Here is a 23,351-nt window from a genome sequence, read left to right on the forward strand (position 1 = left end):
ACGCGCGGCGGGATCATACGGGGCCACGCGGCCGCGCGCGACGCCGGTCGCGGTGTCGGTGGGGTGCAGGATGATGGAACCCATGACCGAGGTGCTCGAGCGCTTCTCCCCCGCGACGCGCGACTGGTTCGAGGGGGCGTTCGTCGAGCCCACGCCGGCGCAGGCGGGTGCCTGGGACGCGATCTCCCGCGGCGCCAACGCCCTCGTCGTCGCGCCGACCGGTTCGGGCAAGACCCTGTCCGCGTTCCTCTGGTCGATCGACCGCCTGCTCTCCGAGGCCATCGCCGAGCACGCCGTCCGGCCACGCAGCGGCGTCCCGCTCACCGGGCTCGAGGCCGACGAAGCGGAGGCCGCCGCCGCCCAGCGCGAGCGCTCCCGCGGCACCCGCGTCCTCTACATCTCGCCGCTGAAGGCCCTCGGCGTCGACGTCGAGCGCAACCTCCGCACGCCGCTCGTCGGCATCGCCCAGGCGGCGCGCCGCCTCGGCACCGAACCACCCACCATCAGTGTCGGCGTCCGCTCCGGCGACACCCCGTCCGCCGACCGCCGGGCGATGGCCAAGGAGCCACCGGACATCCTGATCACCACCCCCGAGTCGCTCTTCCTCATGCTCACGAGTGCGGCGCGGGAAACCCTCCGCACGGTCGACACCGTCATCATCGACGAGATCCACGCCGTCGCCTCGACCAAGCGAGGCGCGCACCTCGCGGTGTCGCTCGAGCGGCTCGACGCCATGCTCGAGAAGCCGGTGCAGCGCATCGGGCTCTCCGCCACGGTGCGCCCCGCCGAGGAGGTCGCACGGTTCCTCGGGGGCCGCGCACCGGTCGAGATCGTGGCCCCGCCGGCCGCGAAGACCTTCGACCTGCACGTGGTCGTCCCGGTCGACGACATGACCGACCCCGACGCCGGCATGCGGACGCCCGGCGAGGCCGACGACGACGGCAGCGGTGGCGGGTTCACCGGCTACACCCCGAACAGCGACGGCGGCGGCGAAGACCGCGTCGGCAGCATCTGGCCGCACGTCGAGGAGGCGATCGTCGACCGCGTGCTCGCGCACCGCTCCACCATCGTGTTCGCCAACTCCCGTCGTCTGGCGGAGCGGCTCACGGCCCGGCTCAACGAGATCAACGAGGCCCGACTCAGCGACGCCACCCTCACGATCCCGGGTGCGGGGCGTCCACCGGCGCAGCTCATGGCCCAGAGCGGCCAGACCCGAGGCTCGACGAGCGTCGCGGCCGCAGCCGCCCGGCCGGCCACCGAGGAGAGCGACGACGACATCCCGCTCCTCGCACGCGCCCACCACGGATCCGTCTCCAAGGAGCAGCGCGCGGGCATCGAGGAGGACCTCAAGTCCGGCCGCCTGCGCTGCGTGGTCGCGACCTCGAGCCTCGAGCTCGGCATCGACATGGGCGAGGTCGACCTCGTCATCCAGGTGGAGTCCCCGCCGAGCGTCGCGAGCGGCCTGCAGCGGGTCGGCCGCGCCGGCCACCAGGTGGGCGAGGTCTCCCGAGGCGTCCTGTTCCCGAAGCACCGCGCCGACCTCATCAGCACCACGGTCGCGACCGAGCGGATGGAGGCCGGGCTCATCGAGGCGATCGAGGTCCCCTCGAACCCGCTCGACATCCTCGCGCAACAGACGGTCGCGGCGGTCGCGCTCGACGAACTCGGCGTGGAGGACTGGTTCGAGACGGTCAAGCGCAGTGCCCCGTTCGCCTCCCTGCCCCGCTCGGCCTTCGAGGCGACGCTCGACCTCCTGGCCGGACGCTACCCCTCCGACGCCTTCGCCGAACTGCGGCCGCGGATCGTCTGGGATCGCGACGCCGGGGTGCTGACCGGTCGGCCGGGAGCCCAGCGCCTGGCCGTCACGAGCGGCGGCACCATCCCCGACCGCGGGCTCTTCGGCGTGTTCATGGTCGGCGAGTCCGGCGCCGGCGCGCGCGTCGGCGAGCTCGACGAGGAGATGGTCTACGAGTCCCGCGTCGGCGACGTCTTCGCCCTCGGCGCCACGAGCTGGCGCATCCAGGAGATCACCCACGACCGCGTGCTCGTGACCCCGGCGTTCGGCCAGCCGGGGCGACTGCCGTTCTGGAAGGGCGACGGCATCGGTCGCCCGGCCGAGCTCGGTCGCGCCATCGGCGCCTTCGTGCGCGAGCTCGACACCACCGGCACGGGGTCCACCCCACGTCTCGAGGCAGCCGGCCTCGACGAGCGGGCCATCAGCAACCTCATCGCGTACGTCCGTGAGCAGCGCGAAGCCACCGGCGTCGTCCCCAACGACACGACGCTCGTCGTCGAACGCTCGCGCGACGAACTCGGCGACTGGCGGGTCATCCTCCACTCCCCCTACGGACTCCGTGTGCACGCGCCCTGGGCGCTCGCGGTCGGAGCCCGGGTGCAGGAGCGTCTGGGGGTCGACGGCTCGGCGGTGGCGAGCGACGACGGCATCATCGTCCGCCTGCCCGACACCGAGAGCGAGCCGCCGGGAGCCGAGCTCTTCGTCTTCGAACCGGAGGAGCTCGACGCCCTCGTCACGCAGGAGGTCGGTGGCTCGGCGCTGTTCGCCTCACGGTTCCGCGAGTGCGCCGCCCGTGCGCTGCTGCTCCCGAACTACTCGCCGCAGAAACGCTCGCCGCTCTGGCAGCAGCGCCAGCGCTCGGCCCAGCTCCTCGAGGTCGCGAAGCAGTACCCGACGTTCCCGATCATCCTCGAGACGCTCCGCGAGTGTCTGCAGGACGTCTACGACCTCCCGGCCCTCGACCACCTCGCGCGCGAGCTGCAGTCGCGCGCGATCCGCATCGTCGAGACCACGACGGATCAGCCCTCGCCCTACGCCCGTTCACTCCTGTTCGGCTACGTCGGCGCGTTCATGTACGAGGGCGACAGCCCGTTGGCCGAGCGCCGGGCCGCCGCGCTCGCGGTCGACAGCACCATGCTGGGCGAACTCCTCGGCCGCGTGGAACTCCGCGAGCTGCTCGACCCGGGTGTCATCGAACAGACCGCGCTCGAGCTGCAGCGTCTCGACCCCGAGCGACGACTCAAGGGGGTCGAGGGCGTCGCCGACGCGCTGCGGATGCTCGGCCCGCTCACCATCGACGAGATAGCAGCCCGGACGACCTTCGACGGCGTCACCGTCTCCACCGACGGCGAGGCGAGTCGCGGCGACGACCCGCAAGCCTGGTCCCCGGATCCGGCTCGCTCGGCGGCCGCCGTCGCCGAACTCGAACGCTCGAAGCGCGTCATCCGCGTCCCGATCGCCGGCGAAGAGCGCTTCGCCGCGATCGAGGACGCCGGACGACTCCGCGACGCCCTCGGCACCCCGCTGCCCATCGGCGTACCCGTCGCGTTCACCGAGCCGGTCGCCGACCCGCTGGGCGACCTCCTCGCGCGCCACGCGCGCACGCACGGGCCGTTCACGACCGGACAGACGGCCAGGCGCTTCGGTCTCGGGACGGCGGTGGTCCAGCACACGCTCGCCCGATTGGCCGACGCCGGACGCGTGGTCAAGGGCGAATTCCTCCCCGCCGGCAGGCAGCAGGTGGGCGAGGGCGACGACACCGACCGCGGCCCCACCGACGCGACGGAGTGGTGCGACGCCGGCGTGCTGCGCAAGCTCCGCATCCGATCGCTGGCCGCTCTGCGGCACGAGGTCGAGCCGGTCGAGCAGCAGGCGTTCGCCCGATTCCTGCCGGTGTGGCAGCACCTCGGCGGGACGCTGCGCGGTGTCGACGGCGTCGCGACGGTCATCGACCAGCTCGCCGGTGCGCCCATCCCGGCGTCGGCCTGGGAGTCGCTGATCCTGCCCTCGCGCGTCGCCGACTACAGTCCCGCGATGCTCGACGAGCTCACCGCGACGGGCGAGGTCGTGTGGTCGGGCAGCGGGTCGATCCCCGGCAACGACGGTTGGGTCGCGCTCCACCTCGCCGACACGGCACCACTCACGCTGCCGCTCGCTCCGACGCCGCACACCCCCGACGCCCTGCAGACCGAGTTGCTCGCGACGCTCGGTGGGGGCGGTGCGTACTTCTTCCGGCAGCTCGCGGAGTCGGTCGGCTCGACGGACGACAAACTTCTCGTCGACGCCCTCTGGGAGCTCGTGTGGGCCGGGCTCGTCACCAACGACACCTTCTCCCCACTCCGCACGCTCGTCGGCTCCGGTTCGGGGAACTCGGCGCACCGGGTGCAACGGCAGACCCCGCGATCGAAGCTGTACCGCGCGCGCAACCTGCAACGTCCCTCGATGTCGACGCGGGCGAGTCAGACGCTCGGCGGACGGTGGTCGATCCTGCCGCTGGCCGAGCAGGACGCCACCATCCGAGCCGTCGCCACGGGCGAGACCCTGCTCGAGCGCTACGGCGTCGTCACCCGCGGCTCCGTCGTCGCGGAGGGGGTGACGGGCGGTTTCGCCCTCGCCTACCGCGTGCTCAAGCAGTTCGAGGAGAACGGCCGCTGCCGTCGCGGGTACTTCGTGGAGCGCCTCGGCGGGGCCCAGTTCGCCTCCTCGGGCACCGTCGACCGCCTGCGCGGATTCATCCGGACCGATGACGAACCACCGCTCGACGCCGTCACCCTCGCCGCGACCGACCCGGCGAACCCGTACGGCGCCGCCCTCGGGTGGCCGGGGCAGGAGGTCACCGGGGTGAGACACCGCCCGGGTCGGAAGGCGGGTGCGCTCGTCGTCCTCGTCGACGGAGCACCGGTCTACTACCTTGAACGCGGCGGCAAGACGGCGCTCGTGTTCTCGGAGGACGACGACCAGCTCCGTGCCGGGGCGCGTTCCCTGGCGGCGACGGTGCGGGCGGGTCGCATCGAGAAGCTCGGCATCGAGCAGGTCAACGGCGCCTTCGTGCTCGGCACCCCGACGGGCCACGCCCTCCGCGACGCCGGGTTCGTCGAGACGCCACGTGGATTGCGGCTCCGGCGTGGGTGAACTTGCGCGCTACCGTTCCGCCACGGGTTGCGCCGGACACCCTGCCGGTGGCACCGTAGCCGGAACGGACGGAGCGGTTCATGCCAGAGGGTGACACGGTCTTCCAAGCCGCGCACCGGTTGCGGCAGGCGCTCGCCGGCGAGGTCGTCACCGGCTTCGACCTGCGGGTGCCCGCCTTCGCGACCGTCGACCTCCGGGGCGACGTCGTCCACGACGTCATCCCCCGCGGCAAGCACCTCCTGCACCACATCGGCGACCACACCCTCCACACGCACCTCAAGATGGAGGGGCTGTGGCACGTCTACCAGCCGGGCGAGCACTGGCGGCGGCCGGCCTGGAAGGCGCGCGCGATCGTGTCGACGCAGCACTGGGTGACGGTCGGGTTCGAACTCGGCCTCGTCGAGGTGTTCCCCTCCCGCGAGGACGAGGAGCGCTTCGGCTGGCTCGGTCCCGACCTCCTCGGTCCGGACTGGGACGAGGAGCGTGCCATCCACAACCTCGAGGCCGACGGCCGCGAGATCCACGTCGCGCTGCTCGACCAGCGCAACCTCGCCGGACTCGGCAACGAGTACGTCAACGAGCTGTGCTTCATCCGCGGCGTCCTGCCGACGCGACCCACCGCCGAGGTCGACCTGCCGGGTGCCGTGCGACTCGGTTACCGGCTCATCAACGCCAATCGCGACCGCCGCAACCGGGTCACGACGGGCGACACGAGGCCCGGCCGGAAGACCTGGGTGTACGGGCGCGACGGCCAGCGCTGCCTGCGGTGCGGCACCCGGATCCAGCGGGGCAAGCTCGGCGCCGACCCGACCGCCCTCCGCGACACCTACTGGTGTCCCCACTGCCAGACCTGAACCACCACCGGTCACTGAGCCTGTCGAAGTGCAGCCCACACCCGACCCACTCCGCCCTTCGACAGGCTCAGGGATCGGAACGGGCTCAGGAACCGGGGTCGGCCCGGTGCCGCCGACTGCCGATCCACCCGATCGGGATCGACAGCAGTAGGAGGTACAGCGCCTGGGCGCCGAGCCCCGGCACCGTCGCGGCCAGGACGCCGGCGAGCAGCATCAGGCCGGTCGGGAACCACACGAGCACCCATGGTTGGCGCGGCGCAGCTGCCGCTTCCTCGCTGAGCAGCCCGTCCCGCTCGACGACCACCTGCTGGAGTCGTACCGCGACCATCGAGACGAGCATCGTCGCGATGTAGAGCGTGGGGGCTCCGCGGTCGTCGCCCGTCCCGTCGAAGAGGAGCACCGTCGGCAGCGGCAGGAACACGATCCCGGCGAGCCAGACGAAGTTCAGGGTCACGAGCCGCGTCGAGTATCCGGCGGTGCGCTCGAACAGGCGGTGGTGGTCGCGCCAGAAGTTGGCGATGACGACGAAGCTCAGCGCGGCCGCGGCGAGGCCGGTCCAATTGTGGCCGAAGAACGCGACCACGGAGCCGTCGTCGTGTTCCTGGGCGAGGTCGACGAGCGGGAGGATGATCAGCGTGATCGCGATCGCGACGACGGCGTCGCTGAAGTTGACGACGCGGTCGAGCCCGCGCTCCGTCGTCGGACCGGGTCGACGGCGGCCCGTCGGACGTCCCTCGTCGCCGGCCATGGTCAGCTCACGTCGGCGTCGTCGGTCGCGGTCCCCTGCACCATGGCGACCCAGCGGGCCAGGAAGGCCGCGCCGGCCTCGTCGTGGATGAGCGTCGGGTGGGTCAGCACCGGGTAGGGCTTCTCGGGGACGCCGTCGGCGGGACGGACGTCCACGTGCGCGACCTCGTACCCGTGCTCGAACAACCAGTCGGCCATCGCGTAGTCGCTCCGGGAGTCGCCGACCGTGCGCCAGGCGAGTGGGAGCGCACCACCGTCGGCTTCGAGGAGTTCGAGCGCGCGCTCGGCGCCGAGGTCCTTGCCGAGCCGGACCGACTCGATGTCGGTGGAGATGATCGTGGGATCGATGCGGTACTGCACGAGGCCGGCGTCGTCCGGGTAGCGGCCGGGGGCGTGATCGACGCCGAACCCGCGTCGGGCGAGCTCGGCTCGGGCGTCGTCGTCGAAGTGCTTCCGCACGAGGGCGTAGTCCGCTGCCGGCACCTCGACGTGCTGCTCGACCGAGACCATCGCGCGCTTGGTGTGGTCGAAGAACACCGTCTCGGCGTACCGTTCGTCGACGAGGCGTTCGATGGCGTCGCCGTAGCCCTCCGGCATCGCGACGTCCTGATCGAGGCTCAGCTCGTCGACCCCGGCCGCCGAGAAGCCGAACCACACGGCACCCTTCTCGCAGATGCCGTAGAGCCGGACGTCGTCCGCGAGCCCGGCGGCCAGGAGCGGTGGGACGACCACCTCGCGGAGGAACGCGTCGCTCCGCCCGGTGTTGAAGGCGATCGGGACCCCGGCGTTCGCGAGCGTCGCGAGGTCCTGCGCGATGCTCGGGAGGTTGATCGTCCGAGTGATCGGACTGGCGATGGGGCCGTCGACGTCGAGTAGGAGACCGAGGATGGGGCGGGACGCGTTCACGGGTTCAGCCTAACGAGCACCCGGCGTGGATAGACTCACTCCACCATCACCGGTGTTCGAAGGAGATCACTCGTGTTCACCAGCCCGCATCCCGACGTCGAGATCCCCGACGTGAGTGTCTACGACGCCCTGTTCGGCGGCATCGCCCCGAGCGACCTCGACCGCATCGCCCTCCGCGACGGCACGACCGGCGCCGAGACGAGCTATCGACAGCTCATCGGCCAGATCAACGCCCTGGCCGGCGCCCTCGCGGCGGCCGGCATCGGGGTCGGCGACGTCGTCGCCCTCCACGCGCCGAACGTCCCCGCCTTCGCGACCGTGTTCCACGGCATCCTGCGCGCGGGCGCGACGGCGACGACGGTGAACGGCCTCTACAACGCCGAGGAGATCGAGGCGCAGCTGCGCGACGCCGGCGCGACGATGCTGTTCACCGTCTCGCCGCTGCTCCCCCAGGCCTGGGCTGCGGCGAGCGCCTGCGGCATCCCCTCCGACCGCGTCGTCGTCCTCGACGGCGCCGAGGGGCACGCGTCGCTGAGCGACCTCCTCATGCGCCGCCTCCCCGCGCCGGACGTCTCGTTCGACCCGGCCACGCACGTGGCGGTGCTGCCCTACTCCTCCGGCACGACGGGTCGGCCGAAGGGCGTGATGCTCTCGCATCGGAACCTCGTCGCGAACGTGCAGCAGTCGATCCCGCAGCTCGGCATGGTCGCCGACGACCGGATCCTCGCGGTCCTGCCGTTCTTCCACATCTACGGCATGACGGTGCTGCTCAACCTCGCGCTGTCGCGGCGGGCCTCCCTCGTGACCATGCCGCGGTTCGACCTGGCTGAGTTCCTCCGGATCATCCAGGACTTCCGGTGCAGCTACGTGTTCATCGCCCCGCCGATCGCGGTGGCACTCGCGAAGCACCCGCTCGTCGACGAGTTCGACCTCTCGAGCGTCCACACGATCTTCTCGGGTGCGGCACCGCTGGACGCGACGCTCGGGCGGGCGGTCGAGGAGCGCCTCGGCTGTCGGATGCGGCAGGGCTACGGCATGACGGAACTCAGCCCGGTCAGCCACGCGATCGCGTTCCAGGCCGAGGGGGCGTCGCTCGACAGCGTCGGCACGACGCTGCCGAACATGCAGTGCCGGATCGTCGATCCCGAGACCGGCGCCGAGGTGGACTACCCGGCCGAGGGCTCGGACGAGGAGAGCGCGGCGGGCGAGCTGCTCTGCGCGGGGCCGAACGTCATGCTCGGGTACCTCGGCAACGAGGAGGCCACTCGCGAGACCCTCGAGACCGACGGCTTCCTCCACACCGGCGACATCGCGACGGTCCGCGGTGACGGCACCGTGCGCATCATCGAGCGGTTGAAGGAGCTCATCAAGTACCACGGCTACCAGGTGGCCCCGGCGGAGCTCGAGGCGCTGCTGCTCGGCCACCCGGCGATCGCCGACGCGGCCGTCATCGGGGTGCTCGACGATGAGGGCCAGGAGGTGCCGAAGGCCTTCGTGGTCCTGCAACCGGGCCAGGACGTCACGGCCGAGGCGCTCATGGCGTGGGTCACCGAGCGGGTCGCCCCGCACAAGAAGATCCGGCGCGTGGCGTTCGTCGACGCCATCCCGAAGTCGGCGTCGGGGAAGATCCTCCGGAAGGACCTCCGGGCCGCGGAGGCCACCCCCGCCGGTCCCTGAGCCGCACCCGCCGGTCCCTGAGCTTGTCGACGGGCTCAGCGCCCGACGGCGGCGACCATCCGGTCGAAGGCCGCGTCGAGCTCCGGTTCGGCCGGCTGCCAGTGCGGGTTCGCGTCGTGGAACGCCACCATCTCCGCCGCGCCGTCCCAGAACGGGATGGTGGGCCGGAACTCCGGGACGAGACTGCGGATGCGCGTGTTGTCGAAGACCATCGGGAACGCCTTGTCGCCGAGGAGCGTCGGCCCGAGCGGTGGGTGGACCTCCGCGATGACGTCGGACGGCACGTGCACGATGTCGGCCTCCACGCCCGCCGCCTCCGCGATCCACCGGGTGATGTCGTTCCAGCTCGGTGCGTGGTCGCCCGTGATGTGGAAGGCCTCCCCGAGCACGTCGCGGCGACCCAGCAGGCCGACGAACCCGACCGCGAAGTCCGCGGTGTGGGTGATGGTCCAGAGGGTCGTCCCGTCGCCGTGCACGACCACCGGCTTGCCCGCGCGCATGCGGTCGAGGTCGGTGCGTCGGCCCATCGTCGGGATGAGCGTGCGGTCGTAGGTGTGCGACGGGCGCACGATCGTCGCCGGGAACCCCTCTTCGCGGTAAGCGTGGACGAGGACGTCCTCGCAGGAGATCTTGTCGCGCGCGTACTGGGAGAACGGGTTCCTGAGCGGCGTCGACTCGACCACGGGCAGGCGCTGTGGCGGCTTCTGGTATGCGGATGCGGAGCTGATGAACACGTACTGGCCGATCCGACCGGCGAACCGGTCGATGTCCGCCTGCACCTGCGGTGGCGTGAACGCGGTGAACTGCGCCACGACGTCGAACTCGCGCGAGCCGAGCGTCTCGGTCACCGCGTCGGTGTCGCGCACGTCCGCGCGGAGGAGCTCGACCTCCTCGGGGAGGGGGCGGACGTGGGACAGGCCGCGGTTCAGGACGGTGACGTCATGGCCGAGCGACACCGCTCTGGCGACCGATGCCGAGGAGATGATGCCACTGCCGCCGATGAACAGGATGCGCTTCGTCGTCATTGGTCCATCCTCGCGCACCGTCGCCCGACTCGCCCAGGCCTTCTCAGGATCGCCCCAGTCAGCGCTCGCGCTTGACGAACGCCATGGCACCGACGACGAGGGCGAGCAGCACCCCGGAGACGAGTCCCCACACGACAGGCGCCTCGGGTCCGAGGATCAGGAGCATCAGCACCGCGGCGAGGGCGAGGACCCCGGCGACGACGAGCGCCGTCGTCCATTCGTTCCATCGCATCCCACCAGCCTAGGCTCCCGTCACCACGACCCGGGGACGCGGGAGCTGCTGCGGTGAACCGGCGGGACCGCTCAGCGGTGCTCGGCGAGCATCTCCTCGGTCCGTTCCCAGAGCCCGCGGGCGAGGGCGACGTCGGCGGCGAGCTTGTTCGTGCGTGCGGGCTTCCGCTTCGCGAAGTAGCCGCCCGAGGTCCAGTCGAGTCCCGGCTGACTCTCGGCCAGCCAGAAGAGCGTGTCGGCGCCCTCCTCGGGGGTGTTCAGCAGGCGACGCCCGAGCGGGTTCGCATAGAGGAACCGCATCGCGCCGTCGGGCGAGCTGGAGAAGTTCGTCGAGATGACCCCCGGGTGGAACGCCGCCGCGGACAGGCCGCGCGGGCCGTACCGGCGGTCGAGCTCCTTCGTGAAGAGGATCTGCGCGAGCTTCGCGTTGCCGTAGGCGCGCGTGGGCGAATAGGAGCGTTCGGCGTCGAGGTCGTCGAGGTCGAGCTTCCCGAACAGGCGGTTGGCGACGCTCGAGGTGTTGATGACCGTCGCCTCGGACTCGACGAGGCGGTCCAGCAGGAGATGGGTGAGGAGCGCGGGTGCCAGGTAGTTGATCTGGAACGTCTGCTCATGGCCGTCCGTCGTGACCCGGCGGTCGGCACCGAAGATGCCGCCGGCGTTGTTGGCGAGGACGTCGATCCGCGGGTACTGCTCGAGGAGATGCTCGGCGAGGAGGCGAACCTGTGCCAGCTCGGCGAAGTCGCAGATGAACGATGCAGCCCCGATCCGTCGCGCGACGGCTGCCGTCTTCTCCGGTGACCGCCCGACCACCACGACCTGCTCGCCCGCGTCCATCAACGCCTTTGCAGCCGCAGCGCCGATGCCGTCGCTCGCACCGGTGAGGACGATCACCCGATCGCTCACGCGGACGACTTCCGGGGGCGGGGCTCGCTGACGTTGGTCGGGCGCGCCCGCTCGTCGATGTCGGGGACCTCACGGCCGATCGCGAGGTCGCCGGTCTTGTTGGCGTCCTGCATCATCGACTCGAGCCAGCTGCGGTTGAGCTCGGGACGCTGCTCCTGGTCGAACTCGAACTGCAGCGAGATCGACGGGTGCACCCAGATCGTCACGCGTCCGCCACCGGTCTCGAGCGAGCGCGGCCAGGAGATCGTGAAGGACTCGTTGCGCCGCAGTTTCATGACCGCGATCGACTTCACATGCGCGAGCATCCGGTCGTCGAGTTCGAGCTCACGCGATGAACTCCCGTAGATCAGCTTTCCCACCAGATGTCTCCCTCTGTGCCGGTCGTCCTCGCGCACCCGGGAATCAGGGCGACGCGACGCCCGAGCACACCGGGCGTTGCCCCCATCGTAGGCGACCGAGGGATCGCCGTCGTGCCGGTTGACGGGCGGGCGGCAGCCCAGTTCAGGGGTCCGCGGTGTTGCCCCCCATGGCCTCGCGAGTACGTCAACTTCCGCAGAAAATCAAGGTATTTCGGCCCTGTTTCATGAACCTGGCAAAGCCCTGAGCTGCGGTCGCCTCGACCAAACCGGGCTTCCCACTGCCCCCGAACGGCGTGCATGACCGTGAAGCCCGAATCTTCCGTCGTGCACCCGAGCCAGCCGTCCCTTCCCGAACGATCCGTCGCTCCGGGAACACGTCCACGCCGTGCACGCCAGCCGTTGCGACTGCCCAAGCTCGTCTCCCAGCTGGTCACCTTCGGCCTCGTCGGCGGCACCGCGTTCGTCGTGGACGTCGGTGTGTACAACCTCCTGCGGTTCACCGTGCTCGACGACAAGCCGATCGGAGCGAAGGTGATCTCCGTCGCCGTCGCCACGGTCGTCGCTTGGCTCGGCAACCGGGCGCTGACCTTCCGGACCGAGCACCGCCGCGCGGTGTGGAAGGAGGGCGCCCTCTTCGCGCTCATGAACGTCCTCGGCCTCGGGATCGCCGCGGGCTGTCTGTTCGTCTCGCACTACGTCCTCGGCTACACCACGCCGCTTGCCGACAACATCGCGGGCAACGGCGTCGGACTCGTCCTCGGCATGGTGTTCCGGTTCCTCGCCTACCGCTACGTCGTCTTCCGACCCGCCGAGTCGGCGACCGGTCGCCGTCGGAGCACGACGTCGCAGGAAACCTCCGTTTCGAGCCCGGCCGCGCCGGCACCCGCCGCCGCACCGCGCACCACGACCACTCGTCGATCCGCACCGACCCACGCACTGCCGACCTCTGGAGGCCTGTCCTGATGGCACCCGCACTCGCACCGCTGCTCGGAGCGCTCGCGCTCATCCCCGCCCGCCCGTTCGCCGCCGCGGACGAGCCCGCTCCCCTGCTGACCCCGCAGCCCGCGGCACCCACGGAACCGCTGCCGAACCGCGGCACCCTGGTGGACCCGGCGTCGGCGGCCGACCCCGGCTCCTGGAGCATCGGCGAGTGGCTCGGCTACGGCACCATGCTGCTGTTCGCCGCCGCGCTGACGATCATCGCCGTGACCACGCTCTACTGGATGCTCCACGCCTGGCGGTCGACCGGCCACCTGAAGAACACGGGGTTCGCCGCGGTCCCGCTGCCCGCCAAGCACTCCTTCACCCTGCTCGTCCCCGGTCGGCATGAGGAGGAGGTCATGGGTCAGACCCTCGACCGCCTCGCCGAACAGGACCACCCCGACTTCGAGATCATCGCGATCGTGGGCCACGACGACCCGGGGACCGAGCGCGTCGTCCGCGAGGCCGCCGCGCGGCACCCCGACCTCATCAAAGTCGTCGTCGACGACAGCGTGCCGAAGAACAAGCCCAAGGCGCTCAACCGGGCGCTGCAGATCGCCCGGGGCGACGTCGTGGGCGTGTTCGACGCCGAGGACGAGGTGCATCCGCGCCTGCTCACGCTCGTGGACTCCCGCTTCACCGAGAGCGGCGCCGACGTCGTCCAGGGTGGCGTGCAGCTCATGAACTTCCAGTCGAGCTGGTGGTCGCTCCGGAACGTGCTCGAGTACTACTTCTGGTTCCGGTCGCGCCTGCACTTCCACGCGAACTCCCGCTTCATCCCGCTCGGCGGCAACACGGTGTTCGTGAAGAAGACCTGGCTCGACTGGTCGGAGGGCTGGGACGACGGCTGCCTCGCCGAGGACTGCGAGCTCGGCGTCCGACTCTCGAGCGCCGGCGCGACGGTCGTCGTGGCCTACAGCCCGGAGGTCGTCACCCGCGAGGAGACCCCAGGCACCCTGCAGTCGCTCTACAAGCAGCGCACGCGCTGGAACCAGGGGTTCCTGCAGGTCCTGAAGAAGGGCGAGTGGCGCAAGCTGCCGACGTTCCGTCAGCGCATGTTCGCGCGATACCTGCTGTCGATGCCGTTCCTCCAGGCGGCGACCGGCCTCCTCATCCCCGTCTCCGTCCTGCTGGTGCTGTTCGCGAAGGTGCCCGCACCGATCGCCCTTCTCACCTTCATCCCGCTCGCGCCGACGATCGTCACCCTCGCGGTGGAAGCCTCCGGGCTCGGTGAGTTCGGCCGCCTCTACGGCCAGAAGGTCCGCCTCCGCGACTACGCCCGGCTGATCCTCGGCACCTTCCCGTACCAGATCTTCCTCGGCCTGGCCGCCGTCCGTTCCGTCTTCCGCGAGTGGAAGGGCGACCACTCCTGGGAGAAGACGGAACACACCGGTGCCCACCGCAGCGAGGAGGTCGCCGAGGCCACCGAGGCCGCTCCCGTCTCCGTCGACCTGCCCGACCGCGCACCCGAGCTCGTCCTCCAGAACGGAGCAACCCGATGACCGGCATCCTCGAACGCCCGGCCGCCCCCGGCCGACCAGAGCTCCACCTGGAGAACGACCGCCTCAGCTGGCTCGCCTCAGGGCCACCGACGAAGCGAGGCCCCGGCGTCGTGCGCCGCTGGCTCTCACGCCACGGTCGCACCCTGGCCTTCCTCCTGCCCGTGCTCGCCATCGCCGCCGTCGTGCAAGCGATGAACCTGGGCGGTTCCCCGCAGCGCATCGACGACGAGGGCACCTACACCGCCCAGGCGTGGAGCGTCCTGAAGCTCGGCGAACTCGCCCACTACACCTACTGGTACGACCACCCGCCCCTCGGCTGGCTGCAGATCGCGGCCTACACGGGGTTGACCGGTGCGTTCGACCGCTACGACATCGCCGTGATCGCGGCACGTGAGGCCATGGTCGTCGCGACGCTCATCGCCGTCGTGCTCGTGTGGGTCCTCGCACGCCGCCTGCACCTCAGCCGGGCCATGGCCGCCGTCGCCGCACTCGTGTTCGCGATCTCACCGCTCGCCGTGCAGTTCCACCGCACCGTCTACCTCGACAACGTCGCGGTGCCCTGGCTCCTCGGCGCCTTCATCCTCGCGACGAGCCGCAAGCACCAGCTCGTCGGCTTCGCGGGTTCCGCCGCCGCGTTCGGCATCGCCGTGCTGAGCAAGGAGACCTTCCTGCTCGCCCTGCCCTTCCTCGCCTGGACCATGTGGCGCGCTGCTCGGAAGGAGACCCGCCGGTACACGCTGCCGGTCGCCGCGACCATCGTCGTCGTCATCGGCTTCACCTACGTGCTCTTCGCCGCCATCAAGGGCGAACTCATCCCCGGCCCTGACCGGGTGAGCCTCCTCGGTGGCGTCTTCTTCCAGCTCGGATCCCGCGTCACGAGCGGGTCGCTGTTCGACCCGGAGAGCCTGTCGGCGAAGACCCTCAGCATGTGGTGGCAGTTGGACGCGGCACTCCTCGTCGCCGGAGCGGTGGCCGCCGTCGCCGGGCTCTTCATCTCGCGACTGCGTGTCATCGCCGCGATGACCGTCTTCCTCGGCCTGTTCATGCTGCGCCCGGGCGGCTACCTGCCGGTGCCGTACGTCATCATGCTGCTGCCGTTCATGGCGATCCTCATCATGGGCGTGACCGGCGCCGCCATCCGCCGGTTCCGTCGCCGCTCGACCGTCGAGGCCGGAGCACAACGCCGTCGTCTCCTCGGCGGACGTGCGGCCGGAGCCGTCTGGGTCGCCGCGGTGCTCGCTGCAGCCGTCGTCGCCGTCCCCAACACGGCGACCCAGCTCCGCGGCTTCCTCCTCGCCGACCTCGACAAGCCGGTCCGGCAGGCCCAGCAGTGGGTCCAGACCAATGTGCCGAAGGAGTCCCGCGTGATCGTCGACGACGCGATGTGGGTCGACCTCGTCGAGAGCGGTTTCGATCGTGACAACGTCATCTGGTACTACAAGATGGACACCGACTCCGCCGTCCAGGCCCAGTCGCCCAACGGCTGGCGCGACGCCGACTACATCGTCACGACCGATTCGATGCGGACCTTCCCGACCACCTTCCCCGAGGTGAAGGGCGCGATCGACAACTCCGAGCTCGTCGCGACCTTCGGCTCCGGGACGCAGGCCGTCGAGGTCCGCCGCATCGACGCCGACGGTCTCGACGCGGCGGCCGAACAGGCTGCCGGGCGCACGGCGGCTCGGGCGGCGCTCGGTGCGCAGCTCCTGCTGAACCCCTCGCTCAGCGTCTCGGCGGAGGCCGCGCAGACCCTCAGCGACGGCCAGCTCGACTCCCGCGCCCTCCTGGCGCTCGGCCAGGTACTCGCCACGACGCCGGTCCGGCTCGAGAGCATCCCGGTGCTCGACGGCGAGACGGGCGACGTGCGCCGGACGATGGTGCTCCGCACCGGCACCGAGGTGGGCGACGGCCGTCTGGCCGACTCCATCCGCTCGATCCAGGGCGACTACGCGGCCGACCGCGTCGAGCAGACGGCGGCCGGCGTGCGGGTCACCTACTCGGTCGTCGAACCCGACGTCGTGCGCTGACCACCTTCCCGAGCACCGGCTCGAGCCGGACGCCCGGGCCACCCGAAACCCCGACCCACCCGAAGAACAGGAGTTCCACCATGCGAACCACCACCACCAGGCGACTCGCCCTCAGCGGCATCGCAGCCGTCGCGACGGCAGCGCTCATCGGCTTCGGCACCACCGCCGCGAGCGCCGCCACCACCGAGGTCTCAGGCTCCGGCTGGATCCGCGTCGGCCACCTCTCGGCCGACACCAAGACCGTCGACGTGAAGCTGTCGGCACTCTCCGGCGGCGCGACCGTGTTCGAACTCGACGACGTCGCCTACGGCCAGGTCTCCCCCTACACCGACCTGGCCGCCGGCACCTACGTGGTGTCGATGGTGCCCGCCGGGTCGCCCGACAGCACGAAGCCGGTCATCAGCACCAACGTGACCATCACCGCCGGGGAGGCGGCCACCGTCGCCGCCTACGGTCCCAACAAGGACCTGCAGACGAAGGTGTTCGAGGACGACCTCACCGGTCCGGCCGAGGGTGCGGCGCGCATCCGGTTGATCCAGGCGTCGACCGACGTCAAAAGCGTCGACGTCAGCACCTCGACCGGCATGCCGATCGCGAAGGGCGCCACCACCGGGACGGCGACCGACTACGCGAGCGTCCCAGCAGGCCCGTGGGATCTCGAGCTGACCGGCGGCAAGCAGGCGGCCGAAGCCTCCGTGAACCTCGCCCCCGGCACCGTGAGCACGCTCTTCGTGCTCGACAACGCCGCAGGCGGCGTCACCCTCATGCCCGTCCTCGACAGCTCAGCCGCCGGCGACGCTCCCGAGGGCCCGGTGGAGACCGGTGGTGGTGGACTCGCCGAGCAGTCGTCGACGCTGCGGGGCGTCCTCGACGACCTCGACACGAAGCTCGCCCGGCTCGTGCGCGACCTCGGGACGGCGGTGAGCTGACCATGAGTGCCAAGAAGACGATCGGTATCGCCGCGACCGCGGTCGCCGCGGCCACCGCGACCGCCGTGATCGCCTCCCTGGCTACCGGGTTCCCGGCGAACCTCCTCCAGGGCCCGACCGCGGCGTCACCCGGCGCGACCGACGCCGACGGTCAGCCTGGTCCGACCTCGACGGTCACGGACCGGACCACCACCGAGGCCGCCGACGCCTTCCTTACCGACTGGGTCGACGACGGCCGCGTCGTGCGCCGGGACCAGGGTGACGACACGGTCAGCGAAGGGCAGGCCTACGGACTGCTCGTCGCGGCCGGGGTCGGGGACGAGCAGTCCTTCACCGAGATCTGGGATTGGACCGAGCAGCACCTGCAGCGGCCCGACGGGCTGCTCGCCTGGCAGTGGCGCGATGGCGAGGTCGTCGACGACGAACCCGCCAGCGATGCGGACCTCGACGCCGCCCGCGCGCTCGTCGTCGCCGGCACCCGGTTCGACGAGCCGCGGTTCACCGAGGCCGGCGTCACGCTCGCCGGTGTGATCGCGGACCGCATGACCGCCGAGACCGCCGCGGGCCGGATCCTGCTGCCCGGTGTCTGGGCCGCTGCGACCGAGCCCTACGCGTACAACCCGTCCTATGCCTCCCCCGTCGCCTTCTCGGTGCTGGGTGCGGCGACCGGTGACCCGCGGTGGGCCGAACTGCAGGCGGGTTCCGCGGCGGTCACGACCACCCTGCTCTACGAGAGCCCGCTCCCGCCCGACTGGGCCCAGGTGCACGCCGACGGCACCGTCGACGCCATGCCGGGTGCGGCAGGGACCGGGCAGAGCGTCCGCTACGGCTACGACGCGGCCCGGCTCCCGATCCGCTACGCCGAGTCGTGCGACACCGCCGACCGGGCGACGGCCGCCCGCCTCGCCTCGACCCTCGCGCGCTCGAAGGAGCTGCGTGCGGAGACCGATCTCGGCGGATCACCGCTGACCTCGGACGTGCACCCGCTCGCCCTCCAGGCCCGAGCGGCCGCGCGCGCCGCCGTGGGCAACCTGCCGGAGTCGGCGGACGACCTCCGGGCCGCCGACGAACTCGCGCAGGAGGTGCCGAGCTACTTCGGCGCCGCCTGGGCAGCCCTCGCACCGATGATGCTCACGACCGGTGAGCTGGACGGGTGTCCACCGCTCACCGAGGGAGCCACCTCATGATCCGCGCACAGCGCCGTCGGATCGGCACGCTCGCCGCCGCCGCAGCGCTCCTCACGGCGCTCGCCCTCTCGGGCTGCGCCACGACGCACGCCGGGCAGACGCCGACCTCGCCGAACGCCGCCGACGGCCCCATCACCTCCTCGGAGGCGGCCGACCGTGGCGCCGCCGGCGCGAAGCAGGACCCGGTCGCCCAGGCGCCGGCGGCCGATGTCAGCGCGCTGAGCGTGAGCCGGGTGCAGATCCCGTCCATCGGGGTCGACGCGGCGGTCGAACCGCTCGAACGCGATGCGTCGGGTGTCCTCCTGCCACCCGTCGAGTGGGAGGACGCCGGGTGGTACCGCGCCGGCGTCATGCCCGGCCAGGTGGGGCCGGCGGTCATCGCCGGCCACCTCGACACGACCCTCCGCGAGGCGGTGTTCGTCCACCTCAAGCAGCTCGTGGCGGGCGACCAGGTGACGGTCACGATGTCCGACGGCTCGACCGCCACGTACGCCGTGGACCGCGCCATCGACGTCGAGAAGAAGACCTTCCCCACCGAGGAGGTCTACGGGCCGACGCCCGACGCGCAGCTCCGGCTCATCACCTGCAACGGCCCCTTCGACGACGCCGCGAACACCTACGCGAACAACTACGTCGTCTTCGCGTCGCTCGTCGGCACGACCCCGTAGCGCCGCTCCCTGCTCCGCGCGCCCGTCGCGGCGCGGCCCCGCTCCGAACCATTCCCACCGACCCGAAAGGAACCGACGTGAACCGCTCACTCGTCGTCATCCCCACCTACAACGAACTCGACAACCTGCAGCCGATCGTGAACCGCACGCTCGCCGTCCCGGGGGTCGACATCCTCGTCGTGGACGACTCCTCCCCCGACGGCACCGGGTTCCTCGCCGAACAGCTCGCCGCGCAGCACCCGGAGGTGCACGTGTTCCACCGGGCCGTGAAGGACGGGCTCGGCGGCGCGTACCTCGCGGGCTTCGCCTGGGCGCTCGCCCGGGGGTACGAGGTCGTCGTCGAGATGGACGCGGACGGATCCCACCACCCCGAGGACCTGCCCCGCCTCATCGCGCTCCTCGACGATCACGACCTCGCGCTCGGCTCACGCTGGGTCCCGGGTGGCGTCGTCGAGAACTGGCCCGCCCACCGGCTCGCGCTGAGTCGCGGCGGCAACCTCTACACGCGACTCGCCCTCGGGATCGGTGTCGCCGACGCGACCGGCGGGTTCCGCGCATTCCGCAGCGAGGCACTGCGCCGCATCGACCTCGCCGACGTCGCGTCACAGGGGTACTGCTTCCAGGTCGACCTCCTCTGGCGGGCGCTGCAACGCGGGCTCCGGGTCGTGGAGACGCCCATCGTCTTCACCGAGCGGGTGTCTGGCGAGTCGAAGATGAGCGGCGGCATCGTCTCCGAGTCGCTCAAGAAGGTCACGATGTGGGGCGTGCGTCGTCGCCTCCAGGAGGTCCGCGCACTGCTGCACGGCCACCCGCTCCCATCCGTGCGCGTGCTGTCCACCCGCTGAGACCAGGTGGTGCGGGCGGCCACGACCACGGGCCGACGACGGCTGCACATCTTCCCAGGTCCTTCCGGTTCCGCCGCCCTCCCCGGAGTCGTAGCGTGAGGGCATGACCAATCGCACGCGCACCCCGCAGCACCCCATCGGTTCCGGCTTCGGCCACTCGAGCACCGCGGCGGAGGTGCTCGAAGGCATCGACCTCACCGGCAAGCTCGCCATCGTCACCGGCGGCTACTCCGGTATCGGCCGCGAGGCCGTCCGTGCCCTGGTCGGCGCGGGTGCCCAGGTCATCGTCCCCGCGCGGCGCCGGGAGACCGCTCGCGCGGAGCTCGCCGGCATCGACGGTGTGGAGGTCGACGAACTCGACCTGGCCGACCTCGCGAGCGTCGAGGCGTTCGCCGACCGCTTCCTCGCCACGGGCCGGGGCCTCGACCTCGTCATCACGAACGCCGGCGTCATGGCTGCTCCCGAGACGCGCGTCGGTCCCGGCTGGGAACTCCAGTTCGCGACCAACCACCTCGGCCACTTCGCCCTCGTCAACCGCCTCTGGCCCGCCATCGTCAAGGGCGGGTCATCGCGGGTCGTCGCGTTGTCCTCCAGCGGCCACAAGCGCTCGGGGATCCGCTGGGACGACGTCCAGTTCGAGCACGGCTACGACAAGTGGGAGGCGTACGGGCAGGCGAAGACCGCCAACGCGCTCTTCGCCCTCCAGCTCGACACGCTCGGTGCCGAGGAAGGTGTCCGCGCGTTCTCCGTCCACCCCGGTGGCATCCTCACGCCGCTGCAGCGGCACCTGCCGCGCGAGGAGATGATGGCGCTCGGCTGGGTCGACGCCGACGGCAACCTCCTCGTCTCGGGGTTCAAGTCGCCCGAGCAGGGTGCCGCAACCGAGGTGTGGGCCGCGACCTCGCCGTCGCTCGACGGCCTCGGTGGGGTGTTCTGCGAGGACTGCGACATCGCCGGCCCGGCGGAGACCGCGGTCTCCCCGGCCTCCGGCGTCGCCGACCACGCGACCGATCCGGAGGAGGCGGCCCGACTCTGGGCGCTCTCAGCCGAACTCACCGGGGTCGACGCCTTCGCCGCTCGCGACTGATCGGCCGGCGCCACCCCTTGCAGCCACCCGCCCACGGACCTACCGTGAGAGCGGATCAGCGCGACGATGCGCGAGACGGAGACCGCCCAGGCGGATCTCGGAAGGAGCACCCCATGAGTGACCAGAACGCCGACATCAACAACCCGGGCCCGCACGACGAGGCCGTCGACGACGCGGCGGCCGAGCGCGTGGCGTCCACGACGAACCCCGGCCCGCACGTCACCGAGGACGACCCGGCGGCGAGCGGCGAGGCCGAGATCACGAACCCCGGTTCGGAGACCGAACGCGACGCTGCGGCCGAGCGCGAGGCGGAGCGCGTCGCGAACATCACCAACCCCGGCCCGAGTTCCTGACCCCACCGACCCTTTCTCAGGAGTTCGTCGGCGCGTCGGTCCGTTTCCCGGGCGGCGCACCGGAGGACTCCTGAGAACGGTCAAGCGGCCTCAACGGTCGAGCGTGAGGCGGAGCGCGTCGCGAACATCACCAACCCCGGCCCGAGTTCCTGACCCCACCGACCCTTTCTCAGGAGTTCGCCGGCGCGTCGATCCGTTCCCCGGGCGGCGCACCGGAGGACTCCTGAAAACGGTCAAGCAGCCTCAACGGCCGAGCGCGAGGCGGAGCGCGTCGCAAACATCACCAACCCCGGCCCGAGTTCCTGACCCCACCGACCCTTTCTCAGGAGTTCGTCGGCGCGTCGATCCGTTCCCCGGGCGGCGCACCGGAGGACTCCTGAGTAAGGTCGCCCAGCTCTAGTGGTCGGCGCGGGGCGGCCGCAGGCGCGTCTCCTCGATGTCGAGCATCGTCTGCGCCTCGGCGAGGATGCGCGACGGGTACGCGCCGCGCGCCCGTGCGTCGAGGAGCCGCTCGCGTTCGGCCTGCACGACGGCGAGGCGGAGCTGGCGGTAGAGCCGGTGCGGTGTCTCTGCGTGCGTCTCACTCGGCGAGACCGACTCGCGCGAGCGTTCCCAGGCGGCTTCCGCCCGCAGGAACGTGGACTGTCTGACGCGTTCGAGCAGATCGGGGTCGATCTCCTCCTCGATGCCGACCGCCGAGGCCGGATCCTCCAGCACGCTGATGCCCGCGTAGCTGATCTCGTCGAGGAGGGTCGCGAGCTGGCGACGGTCCTCGGACTCGTCGATCCCCTGCACCTTGAGCAGCCGGATGAGCCACGGCAACGTGCCGCCCTGGACGACGAGCGTCACGACGGCCACCGTGAAGGCGATGAGGACGAGCTGCTCGCGGTACGGGGTGCTCTGCGGCAGTGACTGTGCGGCGGCGAGCGTCACGACGCCGCGCATGCCCGACCAACTGAGGATCACGCCGCCTCGCCAGTCGATCTGCTCCAGCCGCAACTGCTCGAGATCGGCGCGCTGCCGCTCGTAGGCGCGCTCCCGACGCCGCCGTCGGTGCCATCGGCGGTTCTGTCTCGGGAACCGTTCCGAGTACCCCATCGACAGCCACCGTTGCAGGGTCTGGCGTTCCGCCCAGCGTTCTCGTGCACGGAGCCCGAGCACCAGCGGGCCCACCCACAGGAACCGCAGCGCGATGAGCGCGGCCGTCGCGACGAGACCGATCCCGATGGACTCCTCGACCGACAGGATCTCGGCGTCGACGGCGCCGATGAGGGTGCGGATCTCGAGGCCGATGAGGAGGAACACGGCGTTCTCGAGCAGGAACTGGATGGTCCGCCAGTTGATGCGGTCGCTGATCCGCGCCTGGGCCGAGAACGCGGCCGAACTCGCGTGTCCCGTGTACAGGCCGGCGATGACGACGGCCAGCACGCCGGACCCGCCGAGCGCCTCGGTGGGCATGAACGCCACGAACGGGACGGCGATGGAGATCGCGGTGTCGAGGACGGAGTCGTTGAGCTTCGACCGCAACCAGACGGTGACGTACCCGGCGATGAAGCCGACGACGATCGCCAGGACGACCGCGTAGACGAAGTCGCCGACCGTCGCCCACGGCGTGAGCATGCCGCCGGCCGCCGCAGCGCTCGCCGATCGGAGGAGCACGAGTGCGGTCGCGTCGTTCACGAGCCCCTCACCCTCGAGCACCGTCAGGAGGCGGGGTGGGAGGCCGAGACGGCGTCCGATGGACGTCGCCGCGACCGCGTCGGGCGGGCTGATGATCGCGCCGAGGGCGATGGCGGCGGCCAGGTTGAGGTCCGGCAGGAGGCTGAAGAGGAGGAAGCCGGCACCGAAGGCGGTGACGATGACGAGCACGACGGACAGGCTCGTGATGGTGGCGAGGTTGCGGCGGAAGTCCATGATCGGGACGCTGATCGCCGCGGCGTAGAGGATCGGCGGCAGGACGACGTCGAGCACGAGTTCCGGTTCGACCTCGATCTCCGGCACGCCCGGGAGGTACGAGAGCCCGACGCCGACGATCACGAGGATGATCGGCGCGGCGACACCGAGCTTGCGGGAGAAGGCCGCGACGGCCACGATCACCGCGATGCCGACGACCGCATACACCCCGAGTTCCATAGCGATC

General features: G+C 71.2%; 19 protein-coding genes. 12 read left to right on the plus strand and 7 right to left on the minus strand.

From position 1 onward, the window contains the following. Positions 1–82: 82 nt before the first annotated feature. Positions 83–4,927 (plus strand): ATP-dependent helicase, encoded by a 4,845-nt coding sequence (locus A4X17_RS03480; RefSeq protein WP_064294287.1) that lies wholly within the window; start codon positions 83–85, stop codon positions 4,925–4,927. An 80-nt stretch (positions 4,928–5,007) separates the two neighbouring features. Continuing rightward, positions 5,008–5,781, plus strand: coding sequence for a DNA-formamidopyrimidine glycosylase family protein (locus tag A4X17_RS03485; protein WP_064294288.1), 774 nt, complete (start codon positions 5,008–5,010; stop codon positions 5,779–5,781). Between the two features lie 85 nt (positions 5,782–5,866). Here the strand turns inward: A4X17_RS03485 and A4X17_RS03490 are convergent, their stop codons facing one another. Further along, positions 5,867–6,529, minus strand: coding sequence for a TMEM175 family protein (locus tag A4X17_RS03490; protein ID WP_064294289.1), 663 nt, complete (start codon positions 6,527–6,529; stop codon positions 5,867–5,869). Positions 6,530–6,531: 2 nt separating this feature from the next. After that, positions 6,532–7,434: a hypothetical protein gene (locus A4X17_RS03495; RefSeq protein WP_064294290.1), complete on the minus strand. Its 903-nt coding sequence runs from the start codon at positions 7,432–7,434 to the stop codon at positions 6,532–6,534. A 72-nt stretch (positions 7,435–7,506) separates the two neighbouring features. Here A4X17_RS03495 and A4X17_RS03500 point away from each other — a divergent pair, with 72 nt between their 5' ends. Continuing rightward, positions 7,507–9,111, plus strand: coding sequence for an AMP-binding protein (locus A4X17_RS03500; RefSeq protein WP_197479009.1), 1,605 nt, complete (start codon positions 7,507–7,509; stop codon positions 9,109–9,111). 35 nt (positions 9,112–9,146) lie between these two features. On the opposite strand, the gene A4X17_RS03505 is transcribed toward A4X17_RS03500, so the two are convergent. From A4X17_RS03505 to A4X17_RS03515, 4 genes are all read right to left on the minus strand, one after another. Next, the gene (locus A4X17_RS03505; RefSeq protein ID WP_064294292.1) at positions 9,147–10,136 is read right to left on the minus strand and encodes an SDR family oxidoreductase; all 990 of its coding nucleotides are present in this window, start codon (positions 10,134–10,136) and stop codon (positions 9,147–9,149) included. A 58-nt stretch (positions 10,137–10,194) separates the two neighbouring features. Next, complete coding sequence (locus tag A4X17_RS19110) at positions 10,195–10,368, minus strand: hypothetical protein (RefSeq protein WP_153303389.1); 174 nt, start codon at positions 10,366–10,368, stop codon at positions 10,195–10,197. A 71-nt stretch (positions 10,369–10,439) separates the two neighbouring features. After that, positions 10,440–11,273 (minus strand): SDR family NAD(P)-dependent oxidoreductase, encoded by an 834-nt coding sequence (locus A4X17_RS03510; RefSeq protein ID WP_064294293.1) that lies wholly within the window; start codon positions 11,271–11,273, stop codon positions 10,440–10,442. Next, a complete protein-coding gene (locus tag A4X17_RS03515; RefSeq protein WP_064294294.1) occupies positions 11,270–11,632 on the minus strand; it encodes a hypothetical protein in 363 nt (120 codons plus the stop codon). The genes A4X17_RS03510 and A4X17_RS03515 overlap by 4 nt, the downstream gene beginning before the upstream one ends. A gap of 297 nt (positions 11,633–11,929) precedes the next feature. Here A4X17_RS03515 and A4X17_RS03520 point away from each other — a divergent pair, with 297 nt between their 5' ends. The 9 genes from A4X17_RS03520 (at position 11,930) to A4X17_RS03560 (ending at position 21,211) form a co-directional block, all read left to right on the plus strand. Then, the gene (locus A4X17_RS03520) at positions 11,930–12,595 is read left to right on the plus strand and encodes a GtrA family protein (RefSeq protein ID WP_064294295.1); all 666 of its coding nucleotides are present in this window, start codon (positions 11,930–11,932) and stop codon (positions 12,593–12,595) included. Beyond that, entirely contained in the window at positions 12,595–14,115 is a 1,521-nt protein-coding gene (locus A4X17_RS03525) for a glycosyltransferase family 2 protein (protein ID WP_064294296.1), read from the plus strand. The genes A4X17_RS03520 and A4X17_RS03525 overlap by 1 nt, the downstream gene beginning before the upstream one ends. After that, the gene (locus A4X17_RS03530; protein ID WP_064294297.1) at positions 14,112–16,142 is read left to right on the plus strand and encodes a glycosyltransferase family 39 protein; all 2,031 of its coding nucleotides are present in this window, start codon (positions 14,112–14,114) and stop codon (positions 16,140–16,142) included. The genes A4X17_RS03525 and A4X17_RS03530 overlap by 4 nt, the downstream gene beginning before the upstream one ends. 80 nt (positions 16,143–16,222) lie before the next feature. Continuing rightward, positions 16,223–17,071 carry a DUF4397 domain-containing protein gene (locus tag A4X17_RS03535; protein ID WP_064294298.1) on the plus strand — a complete coding sequence of 283 codons (849 nt, stop codon included), beginning with the start codon at positions 16,223–16,225 and terminating at the stop codon, positions 17,069–17,071. A 2-nt stretch (positions 17,072–17,073) separates the two neighbouring features. Beyond that, positions 17,074–18,258 carry a glycosyl hydrolase family 8 gene (locus A4X17_RS03540; RefSeq protein WP_064294299.1) on the plus strand — a complete coding sequence of 395 codons (1,185 nt, stop codon included), beginning with the start codon at positions 17,074–17,076 and terminating at the stop codon, positions 18,256–18,258. Continuing rightward, the gene (locus A4X17_RS03545; RefSeq protein WP_064294300.1) at positions 18,255–18,926 is read left to right on the plus strand and encodes a class F sortase; all 672 of its coding nucleotides are present in this window, start codon (positions 18,255–18,257) and stop codon (positions 18,924–18,926) included. The genes A4X17_RS03540 and A4X17_RS03545 overlap by 4 nt, the downstream gene beginning before the upstream one ends. 77 nt (positions 18,927–19,003) lie before the next feature. After that, complete coding sequence (locus A4X17_RS03550; protein ID WP_217634971.1) at positions 19,004–19,771, plus strand: polyprenol monophosphomannose synthase; 768 nt, start codon at positions 19,004–19,006, stop codon at positions 19,769–19,771. 103 nt (positions 19,772–19,874) lie between these two features. Next, complete coding sequence (locus A4X17_RS03555) at positions 19,875–20,858, plus strand: SDR family NAD(P)-dependent oxidoreductase (protein ID WP_064294301.1); 984 nt, start codon at positions 19,875–19,877, stop codon at positions 20,856–20,858. Between the two features lie 113 nt (positions 20,859–20,971). Next, complete coding sequence (locus A4X17_RS03560) at positions 20,972–21,211, plus strand: hypothetical protein (RefSeq protein WP_064294302.1); 240 nt, start codon at positions 20,972–20,974, stop codon at positions 21,209–21,211. Between the two features lie 396 nt (positions 21,212–21,607). Here A4X17_RS03560 and A4X17_RS03565 read toward each other — a convergent pair whose 3' ends face one another. Further along, positions 21,608–23,344 (minus strand): sodium:proton antiporter, encoded by a 1,737-nt coding sequence (locus A4X17_RS03565; protein ID WP_064294303.1) that lies wholly within the window; start codon positions 23,342–23,344, stop codon positions 21,608–21,610. Positions 23,345–23,351: the final 7 nt, after the last annotated feature.

Origin of the sequence: Plantibacter sp. H53 (assembly GCF_001650455.1) — a bacterium.
Classification (GTDB): Bacteria; Actinomycetota; Actinomycetes; order Actinomycetales; family Microbacteriaceae; genus Plantibacter; species Plantibacter flavus_A.

What these genes read in the sequence shown, in the direction of transcription:
- A4X17_RS03480 (WP_064294287.1), top strand. Translation starts at nt 83, where the DNA reads ATGACCGAGGTGCTCGAGCGCTTCTCCCCCGCGACGCGCGACTGGTTC.
- A4X17_RS03485 (WP_064294288.1), top strand. Translation starts at nt 5,008, where the DNA reads ATGCCAGAGGGTGACACGGTCTTCCAAGCCGCGCACCGGTTGCGGCAG.
- A4X17_RS03490 (WP_064294289.1), bottom strand. Translation starts at nt 6,529, where the DNA reads ATGGCCGGCGACGAGGGACGTCCGACGGGCCGCCGTCGACCCGGTCCG.
- A4X17_RS03505 (WP_064294292.1), bottom strand. Translation starts at nt 10,136, where the DNA reads ATGACGACGAAGCGCATCCTGTTCATCGGCGGCAGTGGCATCATCTCC.
- A4X17_RS19110 (WP_153303389.1), bottom strand. Translation starts at nt 10,368, where the DNA reads ATGCGATGGAACGAATGGACGACGGCGCTCGTCGTCGCCGGGGTCCTC.
- A4X17_RS03520 (WP_064294295.1), top strand. Translation starts at nt 11,930, where the DNA reads ATGACCGTGAAGCCCGAATCTTCCGTCGTGCACCCGAGCCAGCCGTCC.
- A4X17_RS03525 (WP_064294296.1), top strand. Translation starts at nt 12,595, where the DNA reads ATGGCACCCGCACTCGCACCGCTGCTCGGAGCGCTCGCGCTCATCCCC.
- A4X17_RS03530 (WP_064294297.1), top strand. Translation starts at nt 14,112, where the DNA reads ATGACCGGCATCCTCGAACGCCCGGCCGCCCCCGGCCGACCAGAGCTC.
- A4X17_RS03535 (WP_064294298.1), top strand. Translation starts at nt 16,223, where the DNA reads ATGCGAACCACCACCACCAGGCGACTCGCCCTCAGCGGCATCGCAGCC.
- A4X17_RS03540 (WP_064294299.1), top strand. Translation starts at nt 17,074, where the DNA reads ATGAGTGCCAAGAAGACGATCGGTATCGCCGCGACCGCGGTCGCCGCG.
- A4X17_RS03545 (WP_064294300.1), top strand. Translation starts at nt 18,255, where the DNA reads ATGATCCGCGCACAGCGCCGTCGGATCGGCACGCTCGCCGCCGCCGCA.
- A4X17_RS03555 (WP_064294301.1), top strand. Translation starts at nt 19,875, where the DNA reads ATGACCAATCGCACGCGCACCCCGCAGCACCCCATCGGTTCCGGCTTC.
- A4X17_RS03560 (WP_064294302.1), top strand. Translation starts at nt 20,972, where the DNA reads ATGAGTGACCAGAACGCCGACATCAACAACCCGGGCCCGCACGACGAG.
- A4X17_RS03565 (WP_064294303.1), bottom strand. Translation starts at nt 23,344, where the DNA reads ATGGAACTCGGGGTGTATGCGGTCGTCGGCATCGCGGTGATCGTGGCC.